Origin of the sequence: Lancefieldella parvula DNF00906 (genome assembly GCF_000758945.1) — a bacterium.
In the GTDB taxonomy this organism is placed as follows: domain Bacteria; phylum Actinomycetota; class Coriobacteriia; order Coriobacteriales; family Atopobiaceae; genus Lancefieldella; species Lancefieldella parvula_C.
In genome coordinates this window covers 17455-42720 of sequence record NZ_JRND01000013.1, presented here as the reverse complement: position 1 = coordinate 42720, position 25266 = coordinate 17455, and the positions used below count along the sequence as shown (strand labels likewise).

The following is a 25266-nucleotide window of genomic DNA, read 5'->3' as shown; positions in this document are numbered from 1 at the left end:
TCAAAAATTACGTATGCACGGAAATGAATTTAATTACATGAATATTCAAGGAAATAAATCAAAAGTTGATCATGACAAGTAAAGAAGAAAATCGCTAATAAGATGTCTGTGAAAACAGAGATAACCGTGGAAAAAATCGCTGACTCGTCTAAAAAACCATCAGCACCCATGAAGAAACAAGAGGCGGGATAAATATTCAGAATTATGCCTTGAACAGGGGATAATTTAAAATAGGAAATTTTATGGAGCGGCGGACGGGACTCGAACCCGCAACAGTCAGCTTGGAAGGCTGATGCTCTACCAATTGAACTACCGCCGCAAGGGTAAAGCAAAAAGAAAAAATGGTCGGGGTGACTGGATTCGAACCAGCGACCCACTGCTCCCAAAGCAGTTGCGCTACCAAGCTGCGCTACACCCCGAGCCGAGAGAAAAGTATAGGTGACAAATCGCCCAAGAGCAAGAATAAATTGCAATCTTTTTGAACTAATTTTTGTCTCTCAGATTTTTCTATTTTGTTATGTAATCGAAACATTGGATGACTATGCTATTCGTAACCACTTCGAAAGGGGTTTCATGAGTTATTCATCTAAGGTAATCGCACAGCTTGAAGAGCGTTACGCAGATCAGCCTGAGTTTATCCAGGCAGCAAAAGAAGTTCTTACCACCATCCAACCTGCACTTGATGCTCATCCAGAGTTCGAGAAAGCTGCCTTGCTTGAACGTCTTGTTGAGCCAGAGCGCATTGTTATGTTCCGCGTCCCTTGGATTGACGACGCCGGCAACGTTCAGGTTAATCGCGGATACCGTATCGAGTTTAACTCCGCAATTGGACCTTACAAGGGCGGCCTTCGTCTCCACCCAACAGTTAACCTTTCTATCCTGAAGTTCCTCGGCTTTGAGCAAATCTTCAAGAACTCTCTGACCACGCTTCCAATGGGCGGCGGCAAAGGCGGCTCTGACTTCGATCCAAAGGGCAAGTCTGACCGCGAGATTATGGCGTTTTGCCAGTCCTTTATGACTGAGCTTGCTCGCCACATTGGTCCAAACACCGACGTGCCAGCTGGTGACATTGGCACTGGCGCGCGCGAGATTGGCTACATGTTTGGCCAGTACAAGCGCCTTCGCAATGAGTGGACCGGCGTCCTGACCGGCAAAGGCCTCTCCTTCGGCGGCTCCCTTGCTCGCACCGAGGCAACCGGCTACGGCGCGGTTTACTTCCTCACCCACATGCTTGCCGAGAAGAACGATGCGCTCGCAGGTAAAACTGTCTGCATCTCTGGCTCCGGAAACGTTGCTACCTACGCTGCCCAGAAGGCACAGCAGCTGGGAGCAACCGTGGTGACCGTATCTGACTCCTCAGGTTATGTTTACGACCCTGAGGGTATTGACGTTGAGCTGCTGAAAGACGTCAAGGAGGTTCGTCGCGCCCGCATCAAGGAGTACGCCGACGCACGTCCTTCCGCCACTTTCTTCCCAGGCGAGCGTCCTTGGAGTCAGAAGTGTGATATTGCTATGCCATGCGCAACTCAGAACGAGCTCGAGCTTGCTGACGTGCAGAAACTTGTTGCTAACGGCACCAAGTACGTCGTTGAGGGCGCTAACATGCCAACCACCCTCGAGGCAACCAATTATCTCATCGAGAACGGCGTCTTTTTCGCACCTGGTAAGGCTGCAAACGCAGGTGGCGTAGCTGTTTCCGGTCTTGAGATGTCCCAGAACGCCGAGCACCTTTCCTGGACGTTTGAGGAGGTAGACTCCAAGTTGCAGGGAATCATGGAGAGCATCTACACCGCTGCTTCAGAGGCCGCAGCAACGTATGGCCACCCCGGCAACCTGGTCTTTGGCGCAAACATCGCCGGCTTCCTCAAGGTTGCAAATGCAATGATGGCGCAGGGTGTCTGCTAGTTCGCATAACACTTGGCGAGAAACCCGGTGTTGCTGCAGTTGATTGTTGTACCTGCTTTGTCGGTTTAGCTCCCTCTTGGTATTCAAAAAAGGACCTTGGTCTCCCAAGGTCCTTTTTTGTGCTGCTCATTGATAGTATTTTGGTCCCGTCTTGCGCTCTTGAAATTACCTACGCTCTTGAAACAAACTCGTTTCCTTCGATGAAAAAGCGCTTTGGAGCATCAATGTTTTTGCTAATGCCTACGCGAGGTGAACGTCCAATTGTTTCTCCTGGTAACAGGGGAGCAAAGCCCAGCACAAGCGGCTCAACTGTCAGGTCATGTTCGTAGAGTTCCTTGTCAATACCAAGCGCAGCGCACACCTTACCTGGTCCATTAGTGAGGTCGCGCAGCTTGAGCGGGTGCTTACGCGCACGTTCCGCTTGCTCTTTACCTACATGTCCTGTATGCGCTTTACCCGCGCGTCCAGCCTCACGGAGCTCGCGCATCACCTCTACACCCTCAAGAGGCTCAACTGCGCGCACCAAGCAACCGCTGCCAAAGCCCTCAGGACCACACACCACATTGCAGCAGTGATGCATACCATACGAAACGTAAACGTACAGATGACCTGCAGGTCCAAACATAGCAGCATTGCGCTCGCTAGGACCGCCAAACGCATGACTTGCTGGATCGTCTTGGTCGTAAGCCTCGGTCTCCACAATTCTTGCAACTAGTTTGTGTTTCTCGCCATTAAGCGTAATTGTCCTTGTCAGGGTGCATCCTAGCAGCAGCGGCGCAGTCACATCTGAGGGATTCTCTAGAAAATCTGGAAACATGCCATCTCCTTTATTGGTTATGCGCTACAATACTACCAACCTTTAAGGACGGTGCGAGACACCGGCAAGGCCCATAGCGTTGAGTGCGCATGTTCGCTGTTGAGCCTCCACAAGGAGTGCTCTTTTTTTATGGCTCGGCATGCTCCTACGCAGATTGGAGAGTATATGAATCCGCTGGCAAGTGCCACCTCGCAGCCTCGCGCGCTGCTTGTTCTCGAAGACGGAACAACCTTCGAGGGGAGGTGCTGTGGTGCTAGCGGAGAGACCTTCGGCGAGATTGTTTTCAACACGTCCATGACGGGTTACCAGGAGATTATCTCCGATCCAAGTTACGCCGGACAGATTGTCACGCTGACCTATCCGCAGGTAGGCAACTACGGCATCGATCCTGCGGTCATGCAGCGAGACACCCTGCACTTGCGTGGCTTTGTCGTGCACGACATGTGCTACGAGCCAAGCAACTGGACATCCAAGCAGAGTCTGCCAGAGTTCCTGCAGGAAAACGACGTCGTTGCCATCGAGGGCATCGATACTCGTGCGCTGACCATGCACCTGCGCGATTTTGGCGCACAGAAGGCGGCCATCTCCACCGAGGACCTGGACCCCGCCCATCTGCTTGCGCGCGTCCAGGCATCGCCCAGCATCTCCGAGCACAACTTTGTCCCCGACGTCTCCGTCGACGCGCCTCACGTGGTTTCCGCTACGTCTAAGAAGCGCTTCAACGTTGTCGCATACGACTGTGGCGAGAAGAACGGCATTCTCCAGGGTCTTGCGGCAAACGGCTGCGAGGTCACGGTTGTACCGTGGAACACACCTGCTGAGGACGCCTTAGCCTACAACCCAGACGGCATCTTCTTCTCCAATGGCCCTGGTGACCCAGAGCAGGTTGACGCTACGCAGGAGGCCGCTCGCGGCGTTCTGGGCAAGGTTCCCGTCTTTGGTATCTGCCTGGGCAACCAGATGCTCTCCATTGTCGCAGGTGCAGATATCGAGAAACTCAAATTTGGCCACCATGGCGGCAACGAACCAGTCATGAATCTTCTGACCGGCAAGGTAGAGATTACTGCTCAGAATCACAACTACGGTCTGGTTTTCCCAAGCCTCGGCAAGCTCATTGCAGAGGAGTCCGGTGGAATCTCCGAGCACTTTGACAACCTCTGCGAGTGGTCCGCAAGGCGTATTGCTCCTGTTGTCCAGACAAAGGAGTTTGGTCGCGTCAGGCTCACACACGTCAACCTTAACGACGGCACTCCAGAGGGCATCCAATTCCTGGATATTCCAGCGTTTTCCGTTCAGTATCACCCTGAGGCAAGCCCAGGACCTCACGATTCATCCTACTTGTTCAAGGCGTTTGCGCGTTTGATGGAGGGACAGTCTGACTATCTTGCCATCGACGTTCGTGAGGGGAGGCGCTTCTAATGCCAAAGCGTACTGATATTAAGAAGATCCTGGTCATCGGCTCTGGCCCAATTGTTATTGGCCAGGCCTGCGAGTTTGACTATTCCGGCACTCAAGCATGCCGTGCCCTTCGTAAAGAGGGCTTTGAGGTTGTTCTGGTTAACTCAAACCCAGCAACCATCATGACAGATCCAGAAACTGCAGATAGAACCTACGTTGAGCCAATCACCGTTGAGTCTGTGACCCGCGTCATTGAGCGCGAGCGTCCTGATGCGCTTCTGCCAAACATGGGCGGCCAGACTGCTCTGAACTGTACTATCAGTCTTGGCGAGGCGGGCGTTCTTGACAAATACAACATCGAGGTTATCGGCTGTAACCTGGAGTCCATCCGCACCGGTGAGGACCGTGAGCTTTTCAGTGAGGCAGTCCAGGACATTGGCCTGGAGGTTGCTCGCGCAGATATCGCTCACTCCATGGAAGATGCCCAACGCATTGTTGCTGACCTGGGATATCCCGTGGTCATTCGCCCAAGCTTCACCCTTGGTGGTGCGGGCGGCGGCATTGCTCATACCCCAGAAGAGCTTGTAGAGATTGTTGAACAGGGCCTCTTGCTTTCCCCAGAGCATGAGGTGCTGGTAGAGGAGTCCATCGAGGGCTGGAAAGAGATTGAGATGGAGGTCATGCGCGATACCGCGGGTAACGGTATTGTTGTCTGCTCCATCGAGAACCTCGATCCAATGGGCGTCCACACGGGAGACTCCATTACCGTTGCTCCAGCTCAGACGCTTACTGATGAAGAGCTCCAGAACCTCCGCGATTACTCCATCGCTATTCTCGAGCGTGTAGGCGTTGCCTGCGGTGGTTCTAACGTTCAGTTTGCGGTCAACCCAACTAACGGCCGCGTCATCGTCATTGAGATGAACCCTCGTGTCAGCCGCTCTTCAGCGTTGGCTTCCAAGGCAACTGGCTTCCCAATTGCAAAGATGGCGGCACTGCTCTCTGTTGGCTATACACTGGATGAAATTACCAATGACATCACCAAGGCAACTCCTGCTGCCTTTGAGCCTTCCATCGACTACTGCGTGGTCAAGGTTCCTCGCTTTGCCTTCGTCAAGTTCAAGGGCACCAGCCGCGTTCTGACCACCCGCATGAAGTCGGTTGGTGAGGCTATGGCTATGGGCAGAACCTTTGAGGAGGCCCTGCAGAAGGCGCTTCGCTCCCTGGAGCAAGATCGCGCTGGTCTGGGCGCAGACGGCCACGATGTCTTTGACGAGAAGAACTTTGATGAGTTGGTCAGTAAGCCAACACCAGAGCGTATTTTCTACGTTGCTGAGGCACTGCGCAGAAATTGGAGCGTTGAGCGCATCCACGATATGACCGGCATTAATCCATGGTACCTGCATCGTATGGCAGGCATCATCAACGCCGAGAAACGCATCAAGGAGCTGGGACTTTCTGGCCTCACCACCGATAACATGCTTGCTGCCAAACAGCTGGGCTTCTCGGATGAGCAGCTCGCACACCTTACTGGTACCAAGACAGACGTTGTCCGTGCTGTGAGGGAAGTGCTGGGTGTTCGCCCACAGGTCAAGACAGTTGATACCTGCGCAGGTGAGTTTGGCGCAACCACTCAGTACCACTACGTCACGTACGAGAAGGGCAATGCCACGGAGTACGTGGAAGCAGAAAAGCCACGCGTCATGATTCTTTCCGCTGGTCCTAACCGTATCGGTCAGGGTATTGAGTTTGACTACTGCTGCGTACATGCTGCCTACGCTCTTCGTGAGCAGGGCTATGAGACGGTCATGGTCAACTGCAACCCCGAGACGGTTTCTACAGACTACGACACTTCTGATCGCCTGTATTTCCAGCCTCTAACCTTTGAAGACGTCATGGATGTCATTGAGGTTGAGAAGCCAGAAGGCGTTATTGTCACCCTTGGTGGCCAGACTCCAATCAAGCTGGCACGCGCTCTCAAGGACGCTGGTGTTCCTATCATGGGTACTCAGCCAGAGGCAATTGACCTGGCAGAGGACCGCGACCGCTTCGCAGCCCTTCTTGACCGCCTCAACATTGCCTGCCCACCTTCGGCAGTTGCTTCTACTATGGACGAGGCTCGCGACGCCGCTCGTCGCATTGGCTACCCACTGATTGTCCGCCCAAGCTACGTTCTTGGTGGTCGTGGTATGGCCATTGTCTACGACGACTCCGACCTGATCACCTACATGGAGTCCGCGACGCACGTCACGCCAGACCGTCCTGTCTACCTGGACGCCTTCCTCGAGGACGCCATTGAGCTGGACGTTGATGCTCTCTGCGACACCGAGGAGTGTTATGTGGGCTCCGTCCTGGAGCACATTGAGGAGTGCGGTATTCACTCTGGCGACTCCGCCTGCTGCTGGCCGCCCTTCTCGCTTTCTGAAAAGATTGTTGATCAGATTAGGGATATCACCAAAAAGCTGGCGCTTGCCTGCGGCATTCGAGGCCTGCTAAACATCCAGTACGCCGTCCGCGACGAGCACGTCTTTGTCATTGAGCTCAATCCTCGCGCTTCTAGAACCGTGCCTTTCTCGTCAAAGGCAACTGGCGTCTCCCTGGCCAAATACGCATCTCGCATCATGGCTGGCGAGAAGATCAGTGAGCTCAGAGCACAAGGTCTGCTTCCAGACGAGAATCGCACCGTCGATTACTACGCGGTCAAAGAGGCGGTTATGCCTTGGTCTAGATTCCCTGGTGCTGACTCAATCCTTGGTCCAGAGATGAAGTCTACCGGCGAGGTCATGGGTATTGCCCGCACCTTCCCAGCAGCGTACGCAAAGACTCGTGAGGCAGTTGAGAACAAGCTTCCTGAGCAGGGCTCCGTCTTCATCAGTGTGTGCGACCGAGATAAGCGCGCCATTGCTCCTGTTGCTATGGCTCTGGAGAACCTTGGCTATGGCATCTACACCACAGGTGGTACCGCAAAGACGCTGCGTGCGGCCGGAATTGACTGCACTACCGTCAATCGCATTTCCGATGGTCATCCAAACGTTGTTGACCTTATGCGCGATAAGACCGTCAGCTTCATCATCAATACACCTCATGGTCACGAGGCTCATAGCGACGGCACCAAGATGCGCGCAGAAGCTGTCAGCCAGGGCATTACCTGCGTCACCGCAATGTCTGCTGCTACCGCTCTTATTCAGGCACTTGCTGCGGCAAGAAAGAGTGAGCCCGAGACCTTTGCACTACAAGATCTTTAAAACGTGCTTGGAGAATGAGCTTTTCAATTGAACAAGACCGGTCTTGAAAAAGGCCGGTCTTTTTTCGTGAGGGAAGTGTTTAGAATACGAAGTTCTCCTAGTGAAGAGCGCAAAAGTTTGTTATTATTGCAAGGCTGCATAAATATGCGGGCGTGGCGGAACTGGCAGACGCGCTAGATTTAGGTTCTAGTGGACTAAGTCCGTGGGGGTTCGATTCCCTCCGCCCGCACCATGCAGAAATTTGGTTAAGAGCTGGTACGCCAGCATTTTTTACGAGACACTGGAGGAACGTTGAACATCACCGTTACCGCAGATAAGCCAGTTGACGAGAAACTCACCGTCAAGGTTACAGTTCCTGCTGCAGAGGTAGACGCTGCAATTAAGCAGGCTTACAAGGACATTGCAAACAAGTATTCCTTCCAGGGTTTCCGCAAGGGCCGCGCACCTCGTCCTGTCATTGACGGCATTGTTGGCCGCGAGGCAGTCCTTGCTCAGGCAACCAACGATCTTCTCGGCGCAGCAGAGCCACAGCTTCTTGAGGAGCTTGACCTTGTTCCTGTTGGCCGTGGTGATTACAACCAGGATGCAGACCTTCCTGTTGAGGGCCAGGATTACTCCTACGAGGTAGTCTTCAACGTTCGTCCTGAGGCTAAGCTTGATTCTTACGATGCTCCTGCAATCAACATGCCACCAAATGAGGCAACTGAGGCTGAGGTTGATCACCAAATCAAGCAGCTTCTGTCTTACCAGGCTAAATTTGAGAACACCAAGGAGAAGCGCGCTGTCAAAGAGGGCGACACCATTGGTGTAGACATCAAGAACATTGAGGGTGCTGCTCACATGGAGGGCGAGGACCGCGTTCTTACCCTTAATGGCACCCAGGCTCCAAAGGAGCTTGAGGAGGCACTCATCGGCATGAAGCCAGGTGAGGAGAAAGAGGTCAAATGGACTCACAGCCACACTCACGGCGATGAGGTTCACTCCCACGATTACGATATCAACGTCAAGGTTGTTGCTCACAAGAAGTCCGTCACTCCAGAGCTGACTGACGAGCTTGCAAAGAACACCTTTGGTTATGACACGGTCGAGAAACTCCGCGAGGCTGTTAAGTCTGAGATTGAGTCTGACAAGAAGAATTCTCTTCCAACTCTTAAAGAGGACCGTGTTGTAGAGGCTCTGGGCAAGCGTCTTCAGCTTGAGGAGGTTCCAGAGGAGTACAAGAATGAGGTCTTCAACGAGATTGCTCAGGAGTTCTTGAATGGTCTTCAGCAGCAGGGTATGAGCCTTGATATGTTCCTGGCTGCACGTGGCATTAAGACCGATGACTTCATCTCTGATCTTCGTGTTCAGGCTGAGGAGCGCGCACGTCAGTCCCTGGCTCTTGACGCATTGGCAGCTGAGCTCAAGCTTGAGGCAACTGAGGAGGACATCCGCGCAGAGTTTGAGCGCGCTGGTGTTCCAAACGTTGAGGCTGCAATTGAGGAGTGGCGCAAGGCTGGCCGTCTTCCTGCAATCCGTGAGTCCATCCGTCGTTCCAAGGCTCTTGATTGGCTGCGCGATAACGCAACCGTCACCGTTGTCGACGAGATTGCTGAGGCTGCTAAGGAAGAGCAGAAGGCAGAGAAGAAGCCTGCTAAGAAGGCTCCTGCTAAGAAGAAGGCAGCTAAGAAGGACGAGGACGCAGAGAAGGACGCTGAGTAGTCCGCAGCTGGTTGGGTTTCTCGCCAGAAAGACTGCGCCAAAAGTTGCAGTTACTTTGAATTTTTCATACCCCGGGTTAGAGACACGCTTCCCGGGGTATGTTTCTAAGGAAAGACCTTTGAAGGAGGATTATGCATTATCCAACAAACATTCCAACTATTCCGTATGTTATTGAGCAGACTCCTCGTGGTGAGCGTAGCTATGACATCTACTCTAGACTGCTCAACGATCGTATTGTTTTCTTGGGTGAGCCGGTAACGCGCGATTCTGCAAATCTTGTTATTGCGCAGCTTTTGCACCTTGAGAGCCAGGACCCAGACAAGGATATTTCTCTCTACATTGACTCTCCTGGTGGAGACGTTTATGCAGGTCTGGGCATTCTTGATACCATGAACTTCATTAAGCCTGACGTGTCTACCATCTGCGTTGGTATGGCAGCTTCTATGGGCGCTGTTCTTCTTGCAGCTGGTGCAAAGGGTAAGCGTCTTGCGCTTCCTAACTCTATGGTTATGATTCACCAGCCATCAAGTGGCGTTCAGGGTCAGCAGACCGATATCCAGATTGTTGCAGATGAGACAAAGTGGATTCGCCAGCGCATCAACGAGTTGCTTTCGGATTATACTGGACAGCCTATCGAGAAGGTCAATGCAGATACCGAGCGCGATAATTATCTTCGTGCACAGGAGGCCTGTGATTACGGTCTGGTAGACCGCGTTATTTCTTCTCGTAACGACCAATAATTGTTCTTGTATCGAGGGTTTAAGTTATGGCTAAAGACCAGGACTTCTCGCCTTTTGGCGGATTAGATGAGATGCACTGTTCTTTCTGCGGAAAGAGTAGGTCGCAGGTAAATAAGCTTATTCAGGGCCCAGGTGGCGTCTGCATTTGCGATGAGTGTGTCTCTACCTGCTCAGATATGATTGATGAGTCCCTTGGCTTTGATGAAGAGTCAGAGATTGAGACTCACTCTGATGAACCTGTCATCAAAGACTTGCCAACTCCGCATGAGATTTACGATGAGCTGTCTCAGTACGTAATGGGTCAGGAAGACGCTAAGCGTGCTATGTCGGTTGCGGTGTATAACCACTATCGTCGTATTCTTTCAGGCAACGATGATCCTCAGGAGGGTCAGGAAGACGTTGAGATTGCAAAGTCCAACATCTTACTGTTAGGTCCGACTGGTACTGGTAAAACGCTGCTTGCTCAGACGCTTGCTCGTTTTCTTGAAGTGCCGTTTGCTATTGCTGACGCAACAACCCTTACTGAGGCTGGTTACGTTGGTGAAGATGTCGAGAATATCCTGCTTAAGCTCATCACTGCCGCCGATGGCGATGTTGAGCGTGCTCAGGTAGGTATTGTCTACATCGATGAGATTGATAAGATTGCTCGCAAAGCTGAGAACCTCTCTATTACTCGTGATGTTTCTGGTGAAGGCGTTCAGCAGGCACTCCTGAAGATTCTTGAGGGTACCGTTGCAAGTGTTCCTCCAACAGGTGGTCGTAAGCACCCTCAACAGGAGCTTATTCACATTGATACCACCAATATCTTGTTCATTTGTGGTGGCGCTTTTGTTGGACTGGACAAGATTGTTGCTGACCGTATTGGTAAAAAGGGAATTGGCTTTAACTCTGACGTTGCTAAGAATGTCAAAGAAGGTGAGTCTGAGCTTATTGCAAAGGTAATGCCTCAGGACTTGCACAAATTTGGTATGATTCCAGAGCTTTTAGGACGTATTCCAGTTATTACTTCTACCCGTGAGCTTGGTGAGGAAGATCTGATGAGCATTCTCACAGATCCAAAGAATGCTCTTACCAAGCAGTACAAGCGCATGTTTGAGCTTGAGGGAGTAGACCTTGAGTTTACTGAGGATTCACTTAGAGAGATTGCTAAGAAGGCTTTAGCTCGCGGCACCGGTGCTCGTGGTCTTCGTGCAATCTGTGAGTCTACGTTGCAAGAGACCATGTTTGATCTGCCATCAGATTTGGATATCACAAAGGTTGTGGTTACTCCAGAAAGCGTTGGCGGAGATAATGCTCCAGAAATCATTAAGGGCAAAAAGAAATAACTCGCATAGCAATAAAAAAGGAGGTCGAAAGACCTCCTTTTGCGTTATAGGTTGCCGCCACCAAGTTTGTTGTATGACGTAATAAGTTGGGTACGGGTTTTGGTGCCTGGTGGGAAGACGGTATCAAACAAAGGCATCAAGCCGCGGAAAAGAACACCACTTTGCACGCGGTGAGAAAGACCTCTTACCGTACGTCTTGACTCTTCAAGCTGTGAACGAAGCTCCTCAAGATAAGGGGAGCGACGAGCATAAAACCAGAAAAGACCTGCAAGATCTGAGTTTGGATAGAGCCAAGGCCTGTTGTCTGGTCCTGCAAAATGCGCAATACAGATATTCTTACGAGCCTCTTCGTATTCTTCTCGCACATCTTTTGGCGCCTGAGCAACAATGTGATCACGGCGGAGGAATTGCCAGTCTACCAGGTAATTCCACTTCATATTAATACGAAGATAATGGCCGTTTACAAACCTGTTAAGAACGTCTTGGTCAAGCCATCGCCATGCACGCATGGTTGAGACCTTCAGAAACTCTTCAGGAGAAATCTGCTTTCTAATCTCTTCAAGGTTCATCAAAATGACGCCTGCCTGGAAGTAATCGTGAGGATCATCCATGCCCAGCTCATTTTTGAGGTAGGGGCCCACTGTGGCGTCATAGCCATCAATCTGACCAATAGTATCAGCGTCGCGCGTAGCGCCTACCAAGTATCCTGTGACGTCGAAATCATAGAGCTCTGCAATATCGGTATTAACTACCAGGTCAGAGTCAAGATAAATGGCTTTATTGACGTTAGGAAGAAGTGAGGGAGCAAGCAGCCTGTAGTAAGTTTCTGGTCTAAAGTGACCATGATGAGGAAGCTCAATATCACCAAGAGCTGCGTCAACATCTAAGAAGCCAACATGGACGTTATCAACAAGCTGAGCCTGACGAGTAAGCGTAATCATGCTGGTAGGAGTGAGGTCACGAGTCAAAACAATGATATCGTAACGACGTTCTGGATTGACATTCTCAATGATGGATTGAATTGCTACAGATAAATACGGCACAAAGTTATCGCTGCAGGCAAAAACAAGCACAACGTCATTAAGAGCAAGTCCCAGCTCATCGGATGAGCTTGCAAGCATTGCTCCAGAAAGTTGCGCCCTGCCTGTTCCAACAAGGCGTTGTGTGGGTATTTTACGTAATCTTCTCATACGTAAGACTTTAACACTTAGACGCCAAAAACGCCTGCTGCGTTTGCCATTACTTCAGTTTGCACAGAGTATCCACGGGCCTCGCTAAGACCGCTAAGCGCGCGTTTCAGGCTATCCACAATGTCCGCAGCGTCAATATCTGTGTGATTACTGGAGGGAAGGTCAGTCTCGGTAAGAAGCTTATCTTGTGGATACACCTTAGCGTATTCACGGCCACGCTTGGTCTTAAGGCTCATCTCGCCAACAGAGAACCAACAGCCAAGCTTAATAGCCCTTTGGAGCTCTTCTGAGCTACCGCTAAACCAATGGATGATAGGAACACACTCTTGAGCGGCTCCTGTCTGTTCAAGAATGTCTAGCACCGCATTAACGCTTCTAACGGTGTGCATCGAGAGCACTCGTGGCTGGTCGTTGCGTGAAAGCTCTGCTGCACGTGCGCAAATCTTTGTAAAGGCCTTAACCTGCAAATCTTGCAACCCATCAACACAATAGCGAGAAGAAAAATCTAGTCCAATCTCGCCAATGTAAGGCGTCTGCTCCATTAGTTCTATCAGGAGCTCTATATCTTTTTGAGTAACGCGACCGTCAGAGATGTACCAGGGATGTGCTCCTAGTCCCACGCGGATGTTGGCTTGCGTAAGCTGAGGAGCAAGTTCTAGGTAGTCCTGAGGAGTAACACCACAGGCAAAGAAACCTAATCCGGCGTCATGGGAACTTCTCGCTACATTGAGTGGAGTGTCCATAAGGTTGGCATGGACGTGCGCATCAAAGTATGTGAGGTTACTCATGATCAAGCCCTGAAAGATGCAGAATGACGTCTGAGGCAATCATCTGACCCATAATAGGAGGGTAGTAGGACATAGTTCCTAGCTTGGCAGATTTGCCCGTTGCGCCCTCTGGTGCAAAAACTGGTCGCGCTGGCTCAGGGGAGTAGAGAACACGGAAGTCGGCAAGTCCACGCTTTTTGGACTCTTTTCTCATTACTCTTGCAAGAGCATCGGTATGTGTTTTTGAAAGCGTAGTAATCTCCAGAAGTTCTGGGTGGATTTTATTGCCGCCGCCCATGCTGGAGATGAGGTAGATATCGTTCTTCTGACACCATGCCACAACCGCTAATTTAGCAGAAATGGTATCGATAGCATCAACTACAACATCTGGTTTTGGAAGAGCAGAGAGCTGCTCGTCAACGTTGTCTTTAAGCAAAAACGCGTCAAGTGTGACCACGTGAGCGTCTGGATTAATGTCCAGAATCATCTCTTTGGTAACGTCAACTTTTCTTTTTCCAATGGTGCTCACATAGGCAATAGCCTGTCTATTAAGGTTGGATGCTTCTACTGCATCAGCATCCACTAAAACAAAGGAACCTACACCGCCTCTGGCCAGCGCCTGAACACAGTTTGAACCAACGCCACCAAGCCCTAAGACCATAACGCAGGAATTTTGAATTTGTCCAAGGCGGTCTTTTCCTAGAACAAGTTCGAGTCGAGCAGTGGCTTCAGGAATTGTGGCAGACATAGAGCTCCTCATAAAAAGTATCTGCAGATAGTATAGCTTGTTACTTCACCTACGCTTCAAAAAGTGTAGACCGATAGTAATTTTAACTAATGGTAAGAAAGCACCCCATAAGTTGTCTTTTATTAGTAGAATAAATGAAGCAAATTTTGACGATGTTGTCAGCATATGAAAGGCAAGATTACTGTGGAAGAAATGCCCAAGAATTATGATCCTCAGGCAGCTGAACCTGAGCTCATTGAAAAGTGGATGAAGGCAGATTGCTATGGTCGTAGCAAAGGAACTGAAGACCGTACAGTAGTTATCCCTCCACCAAACGTTACCGGCATCCTTCACATGGGACATGCCATGGATGACACCATCCAGGACACCTACATTCGTTATTCTCGCATGCGTGGTTATTCAACTCGTTGGATTCTAGGAACTGACCACGCAGGCATTGCAACTCAGACTAAGGTTGATAAGAAGCTTAAGTCAGAGGGTATTTCTCGTCTTGAAATTGGTCGCGAGAAATTCCTGGATGCTTGCTGGGATTGGACGCGCGAGTACGGCGGAACCATTGTTTCTCAGATTAAGCGCATGGGCTGCTCTATTGATTTTAATGACGAGAAGTTCACCATGTCTCCTGAGTACACTCAGGCAGTACGTAAGGTCTTTGTTGACTGGTATCATGACCAGCTCATTTATCGCGGTAAGCGCATTGTAAACTGGTGTCCTCATTGTGAGACTTCTATCTCAGACGACGAGGCAGAGTACGCTGACGAGAAGGGCCATCTTTGGTACCTGCGTTACCCGCTCAAAGAGCCTGTTAATGGCGTTGAGTACATTACCGTAGCAACTACTCGTCCAGAGACTATGCTGGGTGATACCGGCGTAGCTGTCTCTCCTCAAGATCCAGAAAAGGCCGTTCTTGTTGGAAAGACCGTTATTCTGCCCATTGTTAATCGAGAGATTCCAATTTTCTCTGACTGGCATGTTGACGCAGGCTTTGGTACCGGTTTTGTTAAGGTAACTCCAGCTCATGACCCTAATGACTTTGCTATGGGTCAGGCTCACAATCTTGAGCAGATCAACATCTTTGATGAGCATGCTGTTGTTGTTGACGGATATGGTGAGTTCTCTGGTCTTGATAGAGATCAGGCTCGTGAGGCTATTGTTGCTTGGTTTGAAGAGCATGGCCTGCTTGATCACGTTGAAGATCTTGATCACTCCGTTATGCATTGCTACCGCTGCGGCACAACTCTTGAGCCATGGCTCTCTGAGCAATGGTTTGTTGCCGTTGATAAGCTCAAAGAGCCTGCAGCACAGGTAGTCAAAGACGGTCAGGTCACCTTCCACCCAGAGCGTTGGACTCAGACCTACCTCACTTGGATGGAGAATCTCCGTGACTGGAACATCTCCAGGCAGCTTTGGTGGGGACACCGTATTCCTGTGTTCTACTGCGATGATTGTGGCTGGCAGGATGCTCTTATGGAAGACACTGACGTCTGTCCAAAGTGCGGCGGTCATCATGTTCACCAGGATGAGGACGTTTTGGACACCTGGTTCTCTTCTCAGCTGTGGACCTTTGCTACACAGGGCTGGCCAGACCATCCTGAGCAGCTTGAGGGTCACCACCCAACACAGGTTCTGGTAACCGCTCGAGACATCATTGCTCTTTGGGTTGCTCGCATGATTATGAGCTCGCTCTATTTCACCAAAGAGATTCCATTCCACGATGTCTACATCTACGCAACCATTTTGGCTAAGGACGGCAGCCGTATGTCCAAGTCAAAGGGTAACGGCGTAGATCCTATGGATCTGATTGCTAAGTATGGTGCAGACGCAATGCGTTATAACCTGCTTACGCTTATTACCAACAACCAGGACGTCAAGTTTGATGCTGTACTTGATAAGAAGACCCGTGAGCTTATTGAGTCTCCAAGAACCGATCAGGCACGTTCTTTTGTTACTAAGATTTGGAATGCAAGTCGCTTTGTTCAGATGAACCTCGACGGCTACACTGCCGGCATGCCAAAGGCAGAAACACCAGAAGATGCATGGATGTTCTCGCGCCTTGCTAAGGTTGTTGCAGAGACAACTGAGCAGCTTGAGACCTATGGCTTTGGTGAGTATGCCCGCAACATTCAGTCCTTCTTCTGGAATGATGTCTGCGACTGGTACATTGAGCTCTGCAAGGGCAGACTTCTTGATGGAACTCCTGATCAGCGCCTGCAGGTTCAGCGCAACCTTGTCTTTGTCCTGGATGTCAGCATGAGGCTTTTGCATCCAGCTATGCCATTTGTTACCGAGAGCGTTTGGGATGCCCTTCCTGCGTCTGGTCTTTTGAGTCACGACGCAGAGTTCTTGATGATTTCTGAGTGGCCAGACCCAGAGAAGCTTGCAACCTTTGTTGACGAGGCAGCTGAGCATAACTTCTCTCTTGCTAAGACCGTTGTTTCTGCTGTCCGTTCTTCTCGCGCACGTTACAGGCTGTCGCCAAAGACAGACCTTGCTGTTGTGGTTAAAGCTCCAGCGCAAGATGTTGCAGCGCTGAAGGAGCAGGCAGCCTTCATCCAGAATGTTGGTCGCGTAAGCTCATTTGAGGTTGCTGAGGCGCCTCAGAAGCCTGCTGGTTCTGTTTCTGTCACCGATGCTGGCCTTGAAATGTACGTTGTTCTTGGCGAGCTTGTTGACCTTGCTGCTGAGGCTAAACGTCTTCAGAAAGATCTTGAGTCTGCAAAGAAGGAGCTCTCTGGCGTGGAGCGCACCCTTGCTAACCAGGGATTTGTTGCTAAGGCAGCGCCTGAAGTTATCGAGAAAAAACGTGCACGCGCAGAAGAACTTACTACGCTTGTTGCTCAGCTAGAGCAGCAGATTGCCGACTTCTCATAGGTAAAACTTGATGCGGTGTAACAGCCGCATCATGTGTTTAGTACGTGCAAACAGTCCACTTTAGGTTAGGAACAACATGTCTGAGGTTAAATCCGATATCGAGATTGCTCAATCATCCGAGATGCTTCCCATCTTTGAGGTGGCAAAGCGTGCGGGTATTCCAGAGGACCTTCTGGAGCCTTATGGTCGCTATAAGGCAAAGCTTGATGCACGTGCTCTGGCAGATAAGCCTCTTCGCGGCAAACTTGTGCTGGTAACCGCCATTAACCCAACGCCGGCAGGCGAGGGAAAGACTACTACCTCGGTTGGTCTGGCAGATGCCTTGTCCAGCTTGGGACAGTCTGCCATGTTGGCCCTGAGAGAGCCTTCTTTGGGTCCTGTCTTTGGCGTCAAGGGTGGCGCTGCGGGCGGTGGATATGCCCAGGTAGTTCCTATGGAGGACATTAACCTTCACTTTACCGGTGACTTCCACGCTATTGGCGCTGCAAACAACCTTTGCGCTGCCATGCTGGATAACCATATTAAGCAGGGCAACAGTCTCAACATTGATCCACGTCATGTTGTGTGGAAGCGCTGTGTAGATATGAACGATCGCCAACTCAGAAACGTTGTTGACGGCCTTGGTGGCATTGCTGACGGAATGCCAAGACAAGACGGCTTTGATATTACCGTTGCTTCCGAGGTTATGGCTGTATTCTGCCTTGCTTCCGGCATCAAAGATCTTAAAGAGCGCCTGGGCAGAATGGTTATTGCCTACACCTATGACCGCAAGCCTGTTACCGTCAGCGATATCCACGCAGAGGGCGCTATGACAGCGCTGCTCAAAGATGCTATTCAGCCTAATCTGGTCCAGACACTTGAGCACACACCTGCTCTTGTCCACGGTGGTCCTTTTGCCAACATTGCTCACGGTTGCAATACGGTTGAGGCAACAAAGACTGCTCTTCGTCTTGCTGATTACGTTGTTACCGAGGCTGGTTTTGGTGCAGATCTTGGTGCCGAGAAGTTCTTGGACATCAAATGCAGAGCTACTGGCCTTGCTCCATCGGCTGTTGTTTTGGTGGCAACCGTTCGTGCTCTTAAGTACAACGGAGGCGTTGCCAAAGCAGATCTTAACCAGCAAAACGTTGAGGCGCTTAAAGAGGGCATTCCTAACCTGCTTCGTCATGTTGACAACATTCAGACCGTCTACGGTCTTCCTGTAGTTGTTGCTATCAATGCATTCCCAACCGATACCGCAGAAGAACTTGCTCTGGTAGAGGAGGAGTGCAAGAAGCGTGGCGTAAATGTAGTGCTGTCTGAGGTTTGGGCAAAAGGTGGAAAGGGTGGTCAAGCTTTGGCAGAAGAGGTCATGCGCCTCTGTCAGACTGAGTCTAAACTCACCTTTGCATACGATGTCAAAGAGTCTTTGAAGCAGAAGATTACTGACATTGCTACCAAGATTTACCACGCTGATGGCGTTGAATTTGCTCCAAGTGCCGCCAAGCAGCTTCAGCAGCTTGAAGAGCTTGGCTTTGGTGAGCTTCCTATTTGTATGGCAAAAACTCAGTACTCATTTACTGATGATCAGACTAAATTGGGTGCTCCAGAAAACTTTAAGATTACCGTGCGAGAAGTTCGTGTTTCTGCAGGTGCTGGCTTTGTGGTCTGCCTTACGGGCTCTATCATGACCATGCCAGGACTTCCAAAGGTTCCTGCTGCAGAGCACATTGATGTTCTTGATGATGGAAGAATTGTGGGTCTTTTCTAATGTCTTATCCCTCTTCACCTGAAGAAGTAGCGTTTACAATCTATAGTGCAGATTCTTATGCGCAACACCTTGCTGCTAAAGAGCCTATTCCTGGCGGCGGTAGCGCTGCCGCTTATGTAGGTGCGCTTGCAGTATCCTTGGCTTCAATGGCTGGTGTCTACGCACAAGGAAAACCTGCCTATGCTCAGCATGAAGACGATCTTGCAAAATACATTGCTCGAGCTAGTGCGCTCCGTCAGGACTTTATGGAGTTGATGGACGAGGACTCTCGTCAGTTCTTGCTGGTTTCAAGCGCGTTTAGCGTGCCCAAAGATGACCCAAAGCGCGTAGAGATTGTTGAGGATGCTCTTAAAGAAGCAGCTCAACCTCCGCTGAAGGTTATGAGAAAAGTCTGCGAGTCCATTGAGCTTCTTGAAGAGATGCTTATTAAGGGCTCCCGTATGCTTTTGTCTGATGTGGGCTGCGGTGCTGCCTTGGCACGTGGCGCTTTGATTGCCGCTTCTCATACGCTGTTTGTAAACACTCGTTCTATGCATGATACGGCGTACGCTCAAACGCTGCTTGATGAGGCGGATAAGCTTCTGGACACCTATGTATCACGAGCTGACGCCGTAAGTGATGCAGTAAGCGCACAGCTAAGACAGGAGGCATAACATGAGCTCAGAGACTACTTCACAGGAGCTTCGTGGTGCTCCTGTTGCCAAGGACATAACTGAAGAACTTGCTGCTCAAGTCCAGGAGCTCCGTGCACAAGGCGTGACTCCTAAGCTGGTTATTGTTCGCATTGGACAGAAAAGCGATGACCTTACCTATGAGCGTGCGGCTTATACGCGTGCGGAAAAGGTGGGCTTTGAAGTTGAGACCATTGAGCTTCCAGAAGACGCTACACAAGAGCAGGTAAATAGCGCGTTTGATCAGGTTTCCGCCGATGCATCGGTACATGGTTGTCTGCCTATGCGTCCATTTCCTGCTGGAATTGACGAGCATGAAGCGCTTCAGCATCTAGCTCCAGAAAAAGATGTTGATTGTGCAACCGATTCGATGCTGCTGGCAACACTTTGCGGAACTTCTGGCGCACTGGGACCTTGTACCGCAGAGGCAGTTCTCGCACTTCTTGATTTCTACCAGGTGCCCCTTGAGGGAGCGCCTGTTGCAGTTGTTGGTCGCTCTAACGTTATTGGTCGTCCGGTAGCTGCACTTTTAAGTGCAAGAAACGCTACGGTGACGGTGTGTCACAGCAAGACCAAAGACCTTGCTGCTACGCTTAAGCAGGCAGAGGTTGTGGTTGTGGCCGCAGGTCGTGCGCATCTTATTGGGGCTGACTACGTAAGAGATGGTCAGACCATCATTGACGTAGGTATTAACTGGGATGAAGCAGCTCAAAAGCTTGTTGGCGATGTTAATACAGAGCAGGTAGCTCCTCTGGTAAGTGCTTATACTCCTGTTCCTGGCGGTGTGGGTAGTGTGACAACGGCAATTCTTGCTCGCCATGTTGTTGCCGCAGCTCAAAGAACGCTTGCATAAGAGTGAAAGGTAGGTTGCCTCATGGCAGCGGAAAATAACTATAAAGAGCTTGACCAAGAGCGCGTAAAAGCCGCGGTCAAGGAGTTTTTGCTTGCTATTGGCGAGGATCCAGAGCGAGAAGGTCTGCTTGATACGCCAGACCGTGTTGCTCGTGCTTGCGTGGAGCTCTTTGGTGGCATGCAGGAAGACCCTGCAGCTCACCTGCGCAAACAGTTCCATGAAGAGGGCAATAAAGAGATGGTTATTGTCCGCGACATTCCTTTCTCGTCTACCTGCGAGCATCACATTTTGCCTTTTGTGGGCAAGGCACATGTCTGCTATATCCCGCAAAATGGTCGTATTACCGGCCTTTCCAAGATTGCTCGCTGCGTCAGCGGGTATTCTCGCCGTCTGCAGGTACAAGAGCGCCTTACAGGCCAGATTGCTGACGCTATGGTAGAAGAGCTTGATCCCTTGGGCGTTTTGGTGGTTATGGAGGCCGAACACACGTGCATGAGCATGCGCGGCATTAGGGCATCGGGTGCTTTGACCACCACGTCTGCGGTTCGTGGCATTTTTAAGACTAACGAGAAAACCCGAGCAGAAGCTATGCGTCTGCTCGGCCTATAAGAGGTATGCGCACTATGAGTTATTCCGTTCCCTTTTCTGTACCTGAGCTGAGCTACGAGCAGTCTTTAAAGGTACTTCACGATACAAAGAAGTTTGGTATTCAGCCCTTGTTGGAGAGCGTGGAAGACATGCTCAAAGAGCTGGGCAACCCTGATCTCTGCTTTAAGAGTGTCCAGATTGCCGGCACCAACGGCAAAACGTCTACCTCTAGATACACTGCAGCCCTGCTCAAGGGAGAGGGTCTCCAGACCGCTCTGTACACGTCTCCCGAACTCATCAGCTATACCGAGCGCATGGAGATCAACGGCACGCCCGTCTCTGAGGAAGTCTTTGCTCACGGCGTCTCTGCAGCTCAGGTGGCGGGGGAGCGCGTCAACGCTCAGCGAGCCGTCTTGGGCGAGCGTCCTTATGACATCACTGAGTTTGACCTGCTTACCGTTGCAGCTCTAGTGGTCTTTGCCGAGGCAGAGATTGACGTCTGTGTGCTTGAGTGCGGTATGGGTGGCAGGTGGGACGCAACAAGTGCTGCTCAAAACATCACCTCCGTTGCCATCACGGGCGTTGGCCTGGATCACACGCGCATCCTAGGCGATACCCTTGAGGCTATTGCTGGCGAGAAGGCCGCCATCATCAAACCTGGTCGTACCTGCGTTCTTGGCGTGGGAACGACAACTCCTCAGAGCGTCCAAGACGTATTCTTGTCCCAAGCAGCTTCTGTGGACGTTGTCCCAACTCTTCTTGTAGCTGACAAGCCTGAAGACGTTGAGGGAGAGGTTTCTGCTGGTAAGGCTACTGACCATCCAGAGCTGCCTCACGCACATTTCTTCATTACCAAAAAGCCTAAGAGCATTGGATTCCCGCTGGAGCTTACGGTTGTAACACCGCGTGCAACCTACGAGGATCTTGCTGCACTTAAACCAAGCTACCAGGCAGCAAACATTGCCCTGGCAACCTGCTTGGCTGAGGATTTTCTGGGTCGTCCGCTTGATGCAGAGAAAGCGTTTTTCTCCACAACCAGGTGTCCTACACCCGGTAGGTTCCAACTGCTTCAGCCAAAGCCTTTAGTCCTTATCGACGCGGCTCACAACCCGCAGTCAATCGAGACGTTCTTAACCGCTATCCGCTCAATTGAGCCAGAGGTCGCCAACCGTCCTATGCTTTTGACTGCTGTTTTTGCAGATAAAGATGTTAAGGGCATCGCAGAACTTCTCGCTAAAGAGTTCCCTGAGGTGGCGGTAACCCAGACAGATAACGAGCGCGCCATGGATGCAGATGAGCTTGCTGAGCTGTACAAAGCCTGCGGCGCTAACGTGGTAGCTGTCTACAGAAGTGTTCCTGAAGCAGTGGACGCCTTGCGCGAGAAGGGCTTTGTAGCATGTGGAACAATTTCACTTGCTGGCGAGGTTGCTGCACATTTTAGTGATGCTTTGGTAAAATAAATTTATCTGCGACATTTCGCTCCATTTTGAGGCGGTTTGTCGTACGATTTAGGAGAGAACAAAAAGCCAGCAGAAGGGGCTGTCAGATGCAGGAGATTCTTGATCAGATTATTACACCTGAGGTACGTATGGTTATTTACCTCATGGTCATTTGCGTCGTAATGCTTTATATCCTTTCCATCATCTACGTTATTCGCGACGCTCAGCGCCGCGGCGCAGAGCCTTGGTGGATGTGGGCAGTCATTTCTGTTGTTCCTGTTGTTGGTCTGCTTGCGTACGTTATTCTGCGTCCAAGCAGCTACCTCATTGACCGCGAGGAGCAGGACCTTGATATTGCCCTTCGTGAGCACCAGCTTTCTCACTACGGCATCTGCCCTAAGTGCTCCGCTCCAATTGACCGCGATTTTATCGTGTGCCCAATCTGCAATACGCAGGTTAGAAACGTTTGCCCAACATGCCATCGTCCTTTGAATGCAGACTGGAAGGTTTGCCCTTACTGCCGTACTCGCATTCAATAACGTTTGGTTTTGTTCTTTATGATGGCAATCTGGTGTTTTACAACAGAGACTATGTAGGCGTCTGCTCCTAAGCTCCTGTGTGAGCAGAGTAGGCGCCGTGCCTGTTTCTATGAGTAGCTACCTCTGAGGGGTTTTACATGAAGGTTTTATATAACGACGGCCATGTTGGCGAGATTAACGATGCAGCTGAAGAGCTTGAGGTTATTCGTCACGACGCAGCTCACCTGCTTGCTCAGGCTTTGAAGCGTCTGTACCCACACGCACAGTTTGCCTATGGTCCAGCAACCGAAAACGGTTTCTACTATGACGTTGATCTTGGAGACACCAAGGTTAACGAGGATGATTTCCCAGCTATCGAAGATGAGATGAAGAAGATCGTCAAAGAGAACCTCAAGATTGAGACGTTTGAGCTTCCTCGCGATGAGGCTATTGCCTACATGAAGGAGCGCGGCGAGTCTTACAAGGTTGAGCACATTGGCGATCTTGCTCCTGACGCACACATCACCTTCTATAAGCAGGGTGAATACGTTGACATGTGCGTTGGCCCTCATATGCTCTACACCAAGGGTGTTAAGGCTTTCAAGCTGACCAGCATTTCTGGTGCGTATTGGAAGGCCGACAAGAACAACAAGATGCTCACCAGAATTTACGGTGTTGCGTTTGGTTCCAAAGATGAGCTTACTCAGTATCTCAAGATGATTGAAGAGGCCGAGAAGCGCGATCACAGGAAGATTGGCCGCGAGATGGAGCTCTTCATGATGTCCGACTTTGGTCCAGGTTCTCCATTCTGGCTTCCAAATGGCATGGCTTTGCGCAACGCTCTGACCGAGTACTGGCATGAGATGCAGGCTCGCTTTGGTTACCAGGAGGTTCAGACTCCACTGATCCTCTCGCGTTCCCTTTGGGAGACCTCTGGTCACTGGGACCACTACAAAGAGAATATGTATACCACCACGGTAGATGAAGAGGACTTTGCCATTAAGCCTATGAACTGCCCTGGTGCTTGCTTAATTTATAAGTCCAAGCCACGTTCTTATAGGGATCTTCCTATGAAGCTGGCTGAGGCTGGTCTTGATCACCGTTACGAGATGAAGGGTGCTCTGCACGGTCTGTTCCGTGTCCGTGAGTTTACTCAGGACGATGCACACCTCTTTATCCGCCCTGATCAGATTACTGAGCAGGTCACGGATGCATCTCACCTCATCACTGCTTACTATGCACAGTTTGGCTTCCCATACCGCGTTGAGCTTTCTACGCGCCCAGAGGATTCCATGGGTTCTGATGAGGATTGGGAGCGCGCCGAGCAGGGCCTGCGTGATGCACTTGATGCCATGGGTATCGATTACGTGGTCAACGAGGGCGATGGCGCTTTCTACGGTCCTAAGATTGACTTCCATCTAACCGATTGCCTTGGTCGTTCTTGGCAGTGCGGTACCATCCAGCTTGACTTCCAGCTGCCTCATAACTTCCAGCTTGAGTACATTGACTCCGACGGTACCAAGAAGCAGCCAATTATGATTCACCGCGCTGGCTTTGGTTCTTTTGAGCGCTTCATTGGTATTCTGACCGAGAATTACGAAGGCAAGTTCCCTGTCTGGCTGAGCCCATGCCAGGTCAAGGTTCTTCCTGTCTCTGAGAAGTCTCGCCCTTATGCTCATGAGGTTGCCGATAAGCTTGCTGCTGCTGGTATTCGCGTTAAGGTCGACGACCGTGACGAGAAGATCGGCTATAAGATTCGTGAGGCTCGCTCCCTTGATCGCGTTCCTTACATGCTCATCCTTGGTGAGCAGGAGGTTGACGCAGGTAACATTTCTGTTCGCGACCGTTCCAACGAGACTCACGTTGCAGAGCTTGACGAGTTTATTGCTCAGGTTGTCAAAGAGAATGCGGAGCGCGTTGGTTAATAGGGTTTCAGACAAAGTACGGGTTACGGGCGGTGCCGCGCAGGATGGCGCAGGTGGCACGAAGAGTGTCGGCGCAATCGACGGCGTCACGCAAACCGCAACCAACGTTGTCACGCAAACCGCAACCAACGTTGTCACGCAAACCGCAACCAACGTTGTAGCTGAATACGTAAAAATGACAGGGGCAGGCCGTGCGCGGCTTGTCCCTGTTTCCTATGTAGACGAACTTCTCGCCACACTGATTGCAGGCGGAGCAAGCGTCGTGGAGCCGCTTGCTGGCGTGCCCGTTGAGGTGTGCGACATCAAAGGCAGAGCCGCAGCAGGGGAGCTGCTTGTGGCGGATGTGCGTACGATTGGAGCCGAGTTCAGCCCGGCATGTCGTCTGGGAGCAGAGATCGCAGTAGCCGAGGACGCTCGGGTGCCGGGATATGTTGTCGTGTGCATGCGGAAGTGCTGCATACCGTGGGTAGCAGAGGCGGTTGAAGCCAAGGCGTGTTCTGCAGAGGACGTGACGGTTTCTGCCACGGGAGCGGAAGAGCAGGCGAGTGCACGGGTTTCTCGCCACGCGGCGAGCGACGCGGCGCAGGTGGTTGCTGCGTTCCTGGCGTGCCATCCGCGCGTCGAGGCGGTGCGCTATCCGGGCTTCAAAGCGGATCCGAGCTTTTCGCGCGCAACATCGCAGTTGGTGGGTGGATTTGGCCCGTACGTGGATTACACGTGGAAAGAATCGCCAGGTGAATGGCATAGATTTACAGCAACGGATGAAGACGCCAGAACGCAGATTGTAAATTTTGAGAGACTCGGTTAACGGTAAGCAC

General features: G+C 51.1%; 19 protein-coding genes and 3 tRNA genes. 16 read left to right on the top strand and 6 right to left on the bottom strand.

The window, feature by feature from the left end; all coding sequences use genetic code 11:
• Nucleotides 1-243: 243 nt before the first annotated feature.
• A tRNA-Gly gene (locus tag HMPREF1647_RS02195) sits at nt 244-319 on the bottom strand.
• Nucleotides 320-342: 23 nt separating this feature from the next.
• Nucleotides 343-419 (bottom strand) — tRNA-Pro (locus HMPREF1647_RS02190).
• A gap of 154 nt (nt 420-573) precedes the next feature.
• Here HMPREF1647_RS02190 and gdhA point away from each other — a divergent pair.
• Entirely contained in the window at nt 574-1905 is a 1332-nt protein-coding gene (gene gdhA, locus HMPREF1647_RS02185; protein ID WP_035431680.1) for an NADP-specific glutamate dehydrogenase, read from the top strand.
• Between the two features lie 169 nt (nt 1906-2074).
• On the opposite strand, the gene HMPREF1647_RS02180 is transcribed toward gdhA, so the two are convergent.
• Entirely contained in the window at nt 2075-2722 is a 648-nt protein-coding gene (locus tag HMPREF1647_RS02180; protein WP_035431678.1) for a DNA-3-methyladenine glycosylase, read from the bottom strand.
• Nucleotides 2723-2887: 165 nt separating this feature from the next.
• On the opposite strand from HMPREF1647_RS02180, the gene carA reads away from it, so the two are divergent.
• The 6 genes from carA to clpX all read left to right on the top strand — a co-directional run bounded on the left by carA (nt 2888) and on the right by clpX (nt 11128).
• On the top strand, nt 2888-4141 hold the full coding sequence (gene carA, locus HMPREF1647_RS02175) for a glutamine-hydrolyzing carbamoyl-phosphate synthase small subunit (protein ID WP_035431693.1): 1254 nt from the start codon (nt 2888-2890) through the stop codon (nt 4139-4141).
• The gene (gene carB / locus HMPREF1647_RS02170) at nt 4141-7362 is read left to right on the top strand and encodes a carbamoyl-phosphate synthase large subunit (protein ID WP_035431677.1); all 3222 of its coding nucleotides are present in this window, start codon (nt 4141-4143) and stop codon (nt 7360-7362) included. Before carA ends, carB begins: the two co-directional genes overlap by 1 nt.
• Before the next feature lie 146 nt (nt 7363-7508).
• Nucleotides 7509-7594 (top strand) — tRNA-Leu (locus HMPREF1647_RS02165).
• 59 nt (nt 7595-7653) lie between these two features.
• Nucleotides 7654-9063, top strand: a complete 1410-nt coding sequence (gene tig, locus HMPREF1647_RS02160) for a trigger factor (RefSeq protein WP_035431674.1) — start codon at nt 7654-7656, stop codon at nt 9061-9063.
• Nucleotides 9064-9194: 131 nt separating this feature from the next.
• Nucleotides 9195-9803, top strand: a complete 609-nt coding sequence (locus HMPREF1647_RS02155) for an ATP-dependent Clp protease proteolytic subunit (protein ID WP_035431672.1) — start codon at nt 9195-9197, stop codon at nt 9801-9803.
• 26 nt (nt 9804-9829) lie between these two features.
• Nucleotides 9830-11128 carry an ATP-dependent Clp protease ATP-binding subunit ClpX gene (clpX, locus tag HMPREF1647_RS02150; protein WP_052039095.1) on the top strand — a complete coding sequence of 433 codons (1299 nt, stop codon included), beginning with the start codon at nt 9830-9832 and terminating at the stop codon, nt 11126-11128.
• Nucleotides 11129-11172: 44 nt separating this feature from the next.
• Here the strand turns inward: clpX and HMPREF1647_RS02145 are convergent, their stop codons facing one another.
• From HMPREF1647_RS02145 to HMPREF1647_RS02135, 3 genes are all read right to left on the bottom strand, one after another.
• Complete coding sequence (locus HMPREF1647_RS02145) at nt 11173-12249, bottom strand: glycosyltransferase family 8 protein (protein WP_035431670.1); 1077 nt, start codon at nt 12247-12249, stop codon at nt 11173-11175.
• An 86-nt stretch (nt 12250-12335) separates the two neighbouring features.
• Nucleotides 12336-13106 carry a TatD family hydrolase gene (locus HMPREF1647_RS02140; protein ID WP_035431669.1) on the bottom strand — a complete coding sequence of 257 codons (771 nt, stop codon included), beginning with the start codon at nt 13104-13106 and terminating at the stop codon, nt 12336-12338.
• Nucleotides 13099-13833 (bottom strand): tRNA threonylcarbamoyladenosine dehydratase, encoded by a 735-nt coding sequence (locus HMPREF1647_RS02135; RefSeq protein ID WP_035428738.1) that lies wholly within the window; start codon nt 13831-13833, stop codon nt 13099-13101. The genes HMPREF1647_RS02140 and HMPREF1647_RS02135 overlap by 8 nt, the downstream gene beginning before the upstream one ends.
• 183 nt (nt 13834-14016) lie before the next feature.
• On the opposite strand from HMPREF1647_RS02135, the gene HMPREF1647_RS02130 reads away from it, so the two are divergent.
• The 9 genes from HMPREF1647_RS02130 (at nt 14017) to HMPREF1647_RS02090 (ending at nt 25256) form a co-directional block, all read left to right on the top strand.
• The gene (locus HMPREF1647_RS02130; protein WP_035431689.1) at nt 14017-16704 is read left to right on the top strand and encodes a valine--tRNA ligase; all 2688 of its coding nucleotides are present in this window, start codon (nt 14017-14019) and stop codon (nt 16702-16704) included.
• A 76-nt stretch (nt 16705-16780) separates the two neighbouring features.
• Nucleotides 16781-18454 carry a formate--tetrahydrofolate ligase gene (locus HMPREF1647_RS02125; RefSeq protein WP_035431667.1) on the top strand — a complete coding sequence of 558 codons (1674 nt, stop codon included), beginning with the start codon at nt 16781-16783 and terminating at the stop codon, nt 18452-18454.
• The gene (locus HMPREF1647_RS02120; protein WP_035431665.1) at nt 18454-19107 is read left to right on the top strand and encodes a cyclodeaminase/cyclohydrolase family protein; all 654 of its coding nucleotides are present in this window, start codon (nt 18454-18456) and stop codon (nt 19105-19107) included. Before HMPREF1647_RS02125 ends, HMPREF1647_RS02120 begins: the two co-directional genes overlap by 1 nt.
• 1 nt (nt 19108) lies before the next feature.
• Nucleotides 19109-19978 carry a bifunctional 5,10-methylenetetrahydrofolate dehydrogenase/5,10-methenyltetrahydrofolate cyclohydrolase gene (locus HMPREF1647_RS02115; protein WP_035431663.1) on the top strand — a complete coding sequence of 290 codons (870 nt, stop codon included), beginning with the start codon at nt 19109-19111 and terminating at the stop codon, nt 19976-19978.
• 21 nt (nt 19979-19999) lie between these two features.
• Nucleotides 20000-20587, top strand: a complete 588-nt coding sequence (gene folE / locus HMPREF1647_RS02110) for a GTP cyclohydrolase I FolE (RefSeq protein WP_035431661.1) — start codon at nt 20000-20002, stop codon at nt 20585-20587.
• A 14-nt stretch (nt 20588-20601) separates the two neighbouring features.
• Complete coding sequence (locus HMPREF1647_RS02105; protein ID WP_035431687.1) at nt 20602-22026, top strand: bifunctional folylpolyglutamate synthase/dihydrofolate synthase; 1425 nt, start codon at nt 20602-20604, stop codon at nt 22024-22026.
• Between the two features lie 86 nt (nt 22027-22112).
• Nucleotides 22113-22544 carry a zinc ribbon domain-containing protein gene (locus tag HMPREF1647_RS02100; RefSeq protein ID WP_012808713.1) on the top strand — a complete coding sequence of 144 codons (432 nt, stop codon included), beginning with the start codon at nt 22113-22115 and terminating at the stop codon, nt 22542-22544.
• A 137-nt stretch (nt 22545-22681) separates the two neighbouring features.
• The gene (gene thrS, locus HMPREF1647_RS02095; RefSeq protein ID WP_035431659.1) at nt 22682-24448 is read left to right on the top strand and encodes a threonine--tRNA ligase; all 1767 of its coding nucleotides are present in this window, start codon (nt 22682-22684) and stop codon (nt 24446-24448) included.
• Nucleotides 24441-25256, top strand: coding sequence for a PLP-dependent aminotransferase family protein (locus HMPREF1647_RS02090; protein WP_035431658.1), 816 nt, complete (start codon nt 24441-24443; stop codon nt 25254-25256). The genes thrS and HMPREF1647_RS02090 overlap by 8 nt, the downstream gene beginning before the upstream one ends.
• Nucleotides 25257-25266 lie beyond the last annotated feature (10 nt).

What these genes read in the sequence shown, in the direction of transcription:
- HMPREF1647_RS02115 (WP_035431663.1), top strand. Translation starts at nt 19,109, where the DNA reads ATGAGCTCAGAGACTACTTCACAGGAGCTTCGTGGTGCTCCTGTTGCC.
- HMPREF1647_RS02105 (WP_035431687.1), top strand. Translation starts at nt 20,602, where the DNA reads ATGAGTTATTCCGTTCCCTTTTCTGTACCTGAGCTGAGCTACGAGCAG.
- HMPREF1647_RS02145 (WP_035431670.1), bottom strand. Translation starts at nt 12,249, where the DNA reads ATGCTTGCAAGCTCATCCGATGAGCTGGGACTTGCTCTTAATGACGTT.
- gdhA (WP_035431680.1), top strand. Translation starts at nt 574, where the DNA reads ATGAGTTATTCATCTAAGGTAATCGCACAGCTTGAAGAGCGTTACGCA.
- thrS (WP_035431659.1), top strand. Translation starts at nt 22,682, where the DNA reads ATGAAGGTTTTATATAACGACGGCCATGTTGGCGAGATTAACGATGCA.
- HMPREF1647_RS02120 (WP_035431665.1), top strand. Translation starts at nt 18,454, where the DNA reads ATGTCTTATCCCTCTTCACCTGAAGAAGTAGCGTTTACAATCTATAGT.
- clpX (WP_052039095.1), top strand. Translation starts at nt 9,830, where the DNA reads ATGGCTAAAGACCAGGACTTCTCGCCTTTTGGCGGATTAGATGAGATG.
- HMPREF1647_RS02100 (WP_012808713.1), top strand. Translation starts at nt 22,113, where the DNA reads ATGCAGGAGATTCTTGATCAGATTATTACACCTGAGGTACGTATGGTT.
- HMPREF1647_RS02155 (WP_035431672.1), top strand. Translation starts at nt 9,195, where the DNA reads ATGCATTATCCAACAAACATTCCAACTATTCCGTATGTTATTGAGCAG.
- HMPREF1647_RS02140 (WP_035431669.1), bottom strand. Translation starts at nt 13,106, where the DNA reads ATGAGTAACCTCACATACTTTGATGCGCACGTCCATGCCAACCTTATG.
- HMPREF1647_RS02180 (WP_035431678.1), bottom strand. Translation starts at nt 2,722, where the DNA reads ATGTTTCCAGATTTTCTAGAGAATCCCTCAGATGTGACTGCGCCGCTG.
- carB (WP_035431677.1), top strand. Translation starts at nt 4,141, where the DNA reads ATGCCAAAGCGTACTGATATTAAGAAGATCCTGGTCATCGGCTCTGGC.
- HMPREF1647_RS02135 (WP_035428738.1), bottom strand. Translation starts at nt 13,833, where the DNA reads ATGTCTGCCACAATTCCTGAAGCCACTGCTCGACTCGAACTTGTTCTA.
- HMPREF1647_RS02125 (WP_035431667.1), top strand. Translation starts at nt 16,781, where the DNA reads ATGTCTGAGGTTAAATCCGATATCGAGATTGCTCAATCATCCGAGATG.
- folE (WP_035431661.1), top strand. Translation starts at nt 20,000, where the DNA reads ATGGCAGCGGAAAATAACTATAAAGAGCTTGACCAAGAGCGCGTAAAA.
- carA (WP_035431693.1), top strand. Translation starts at nt 2,888, where the DNA reads ATGAATCCGCTGGCAAGTGCCACCTCGCAGCCTCGCGCGCTGCTTGTT.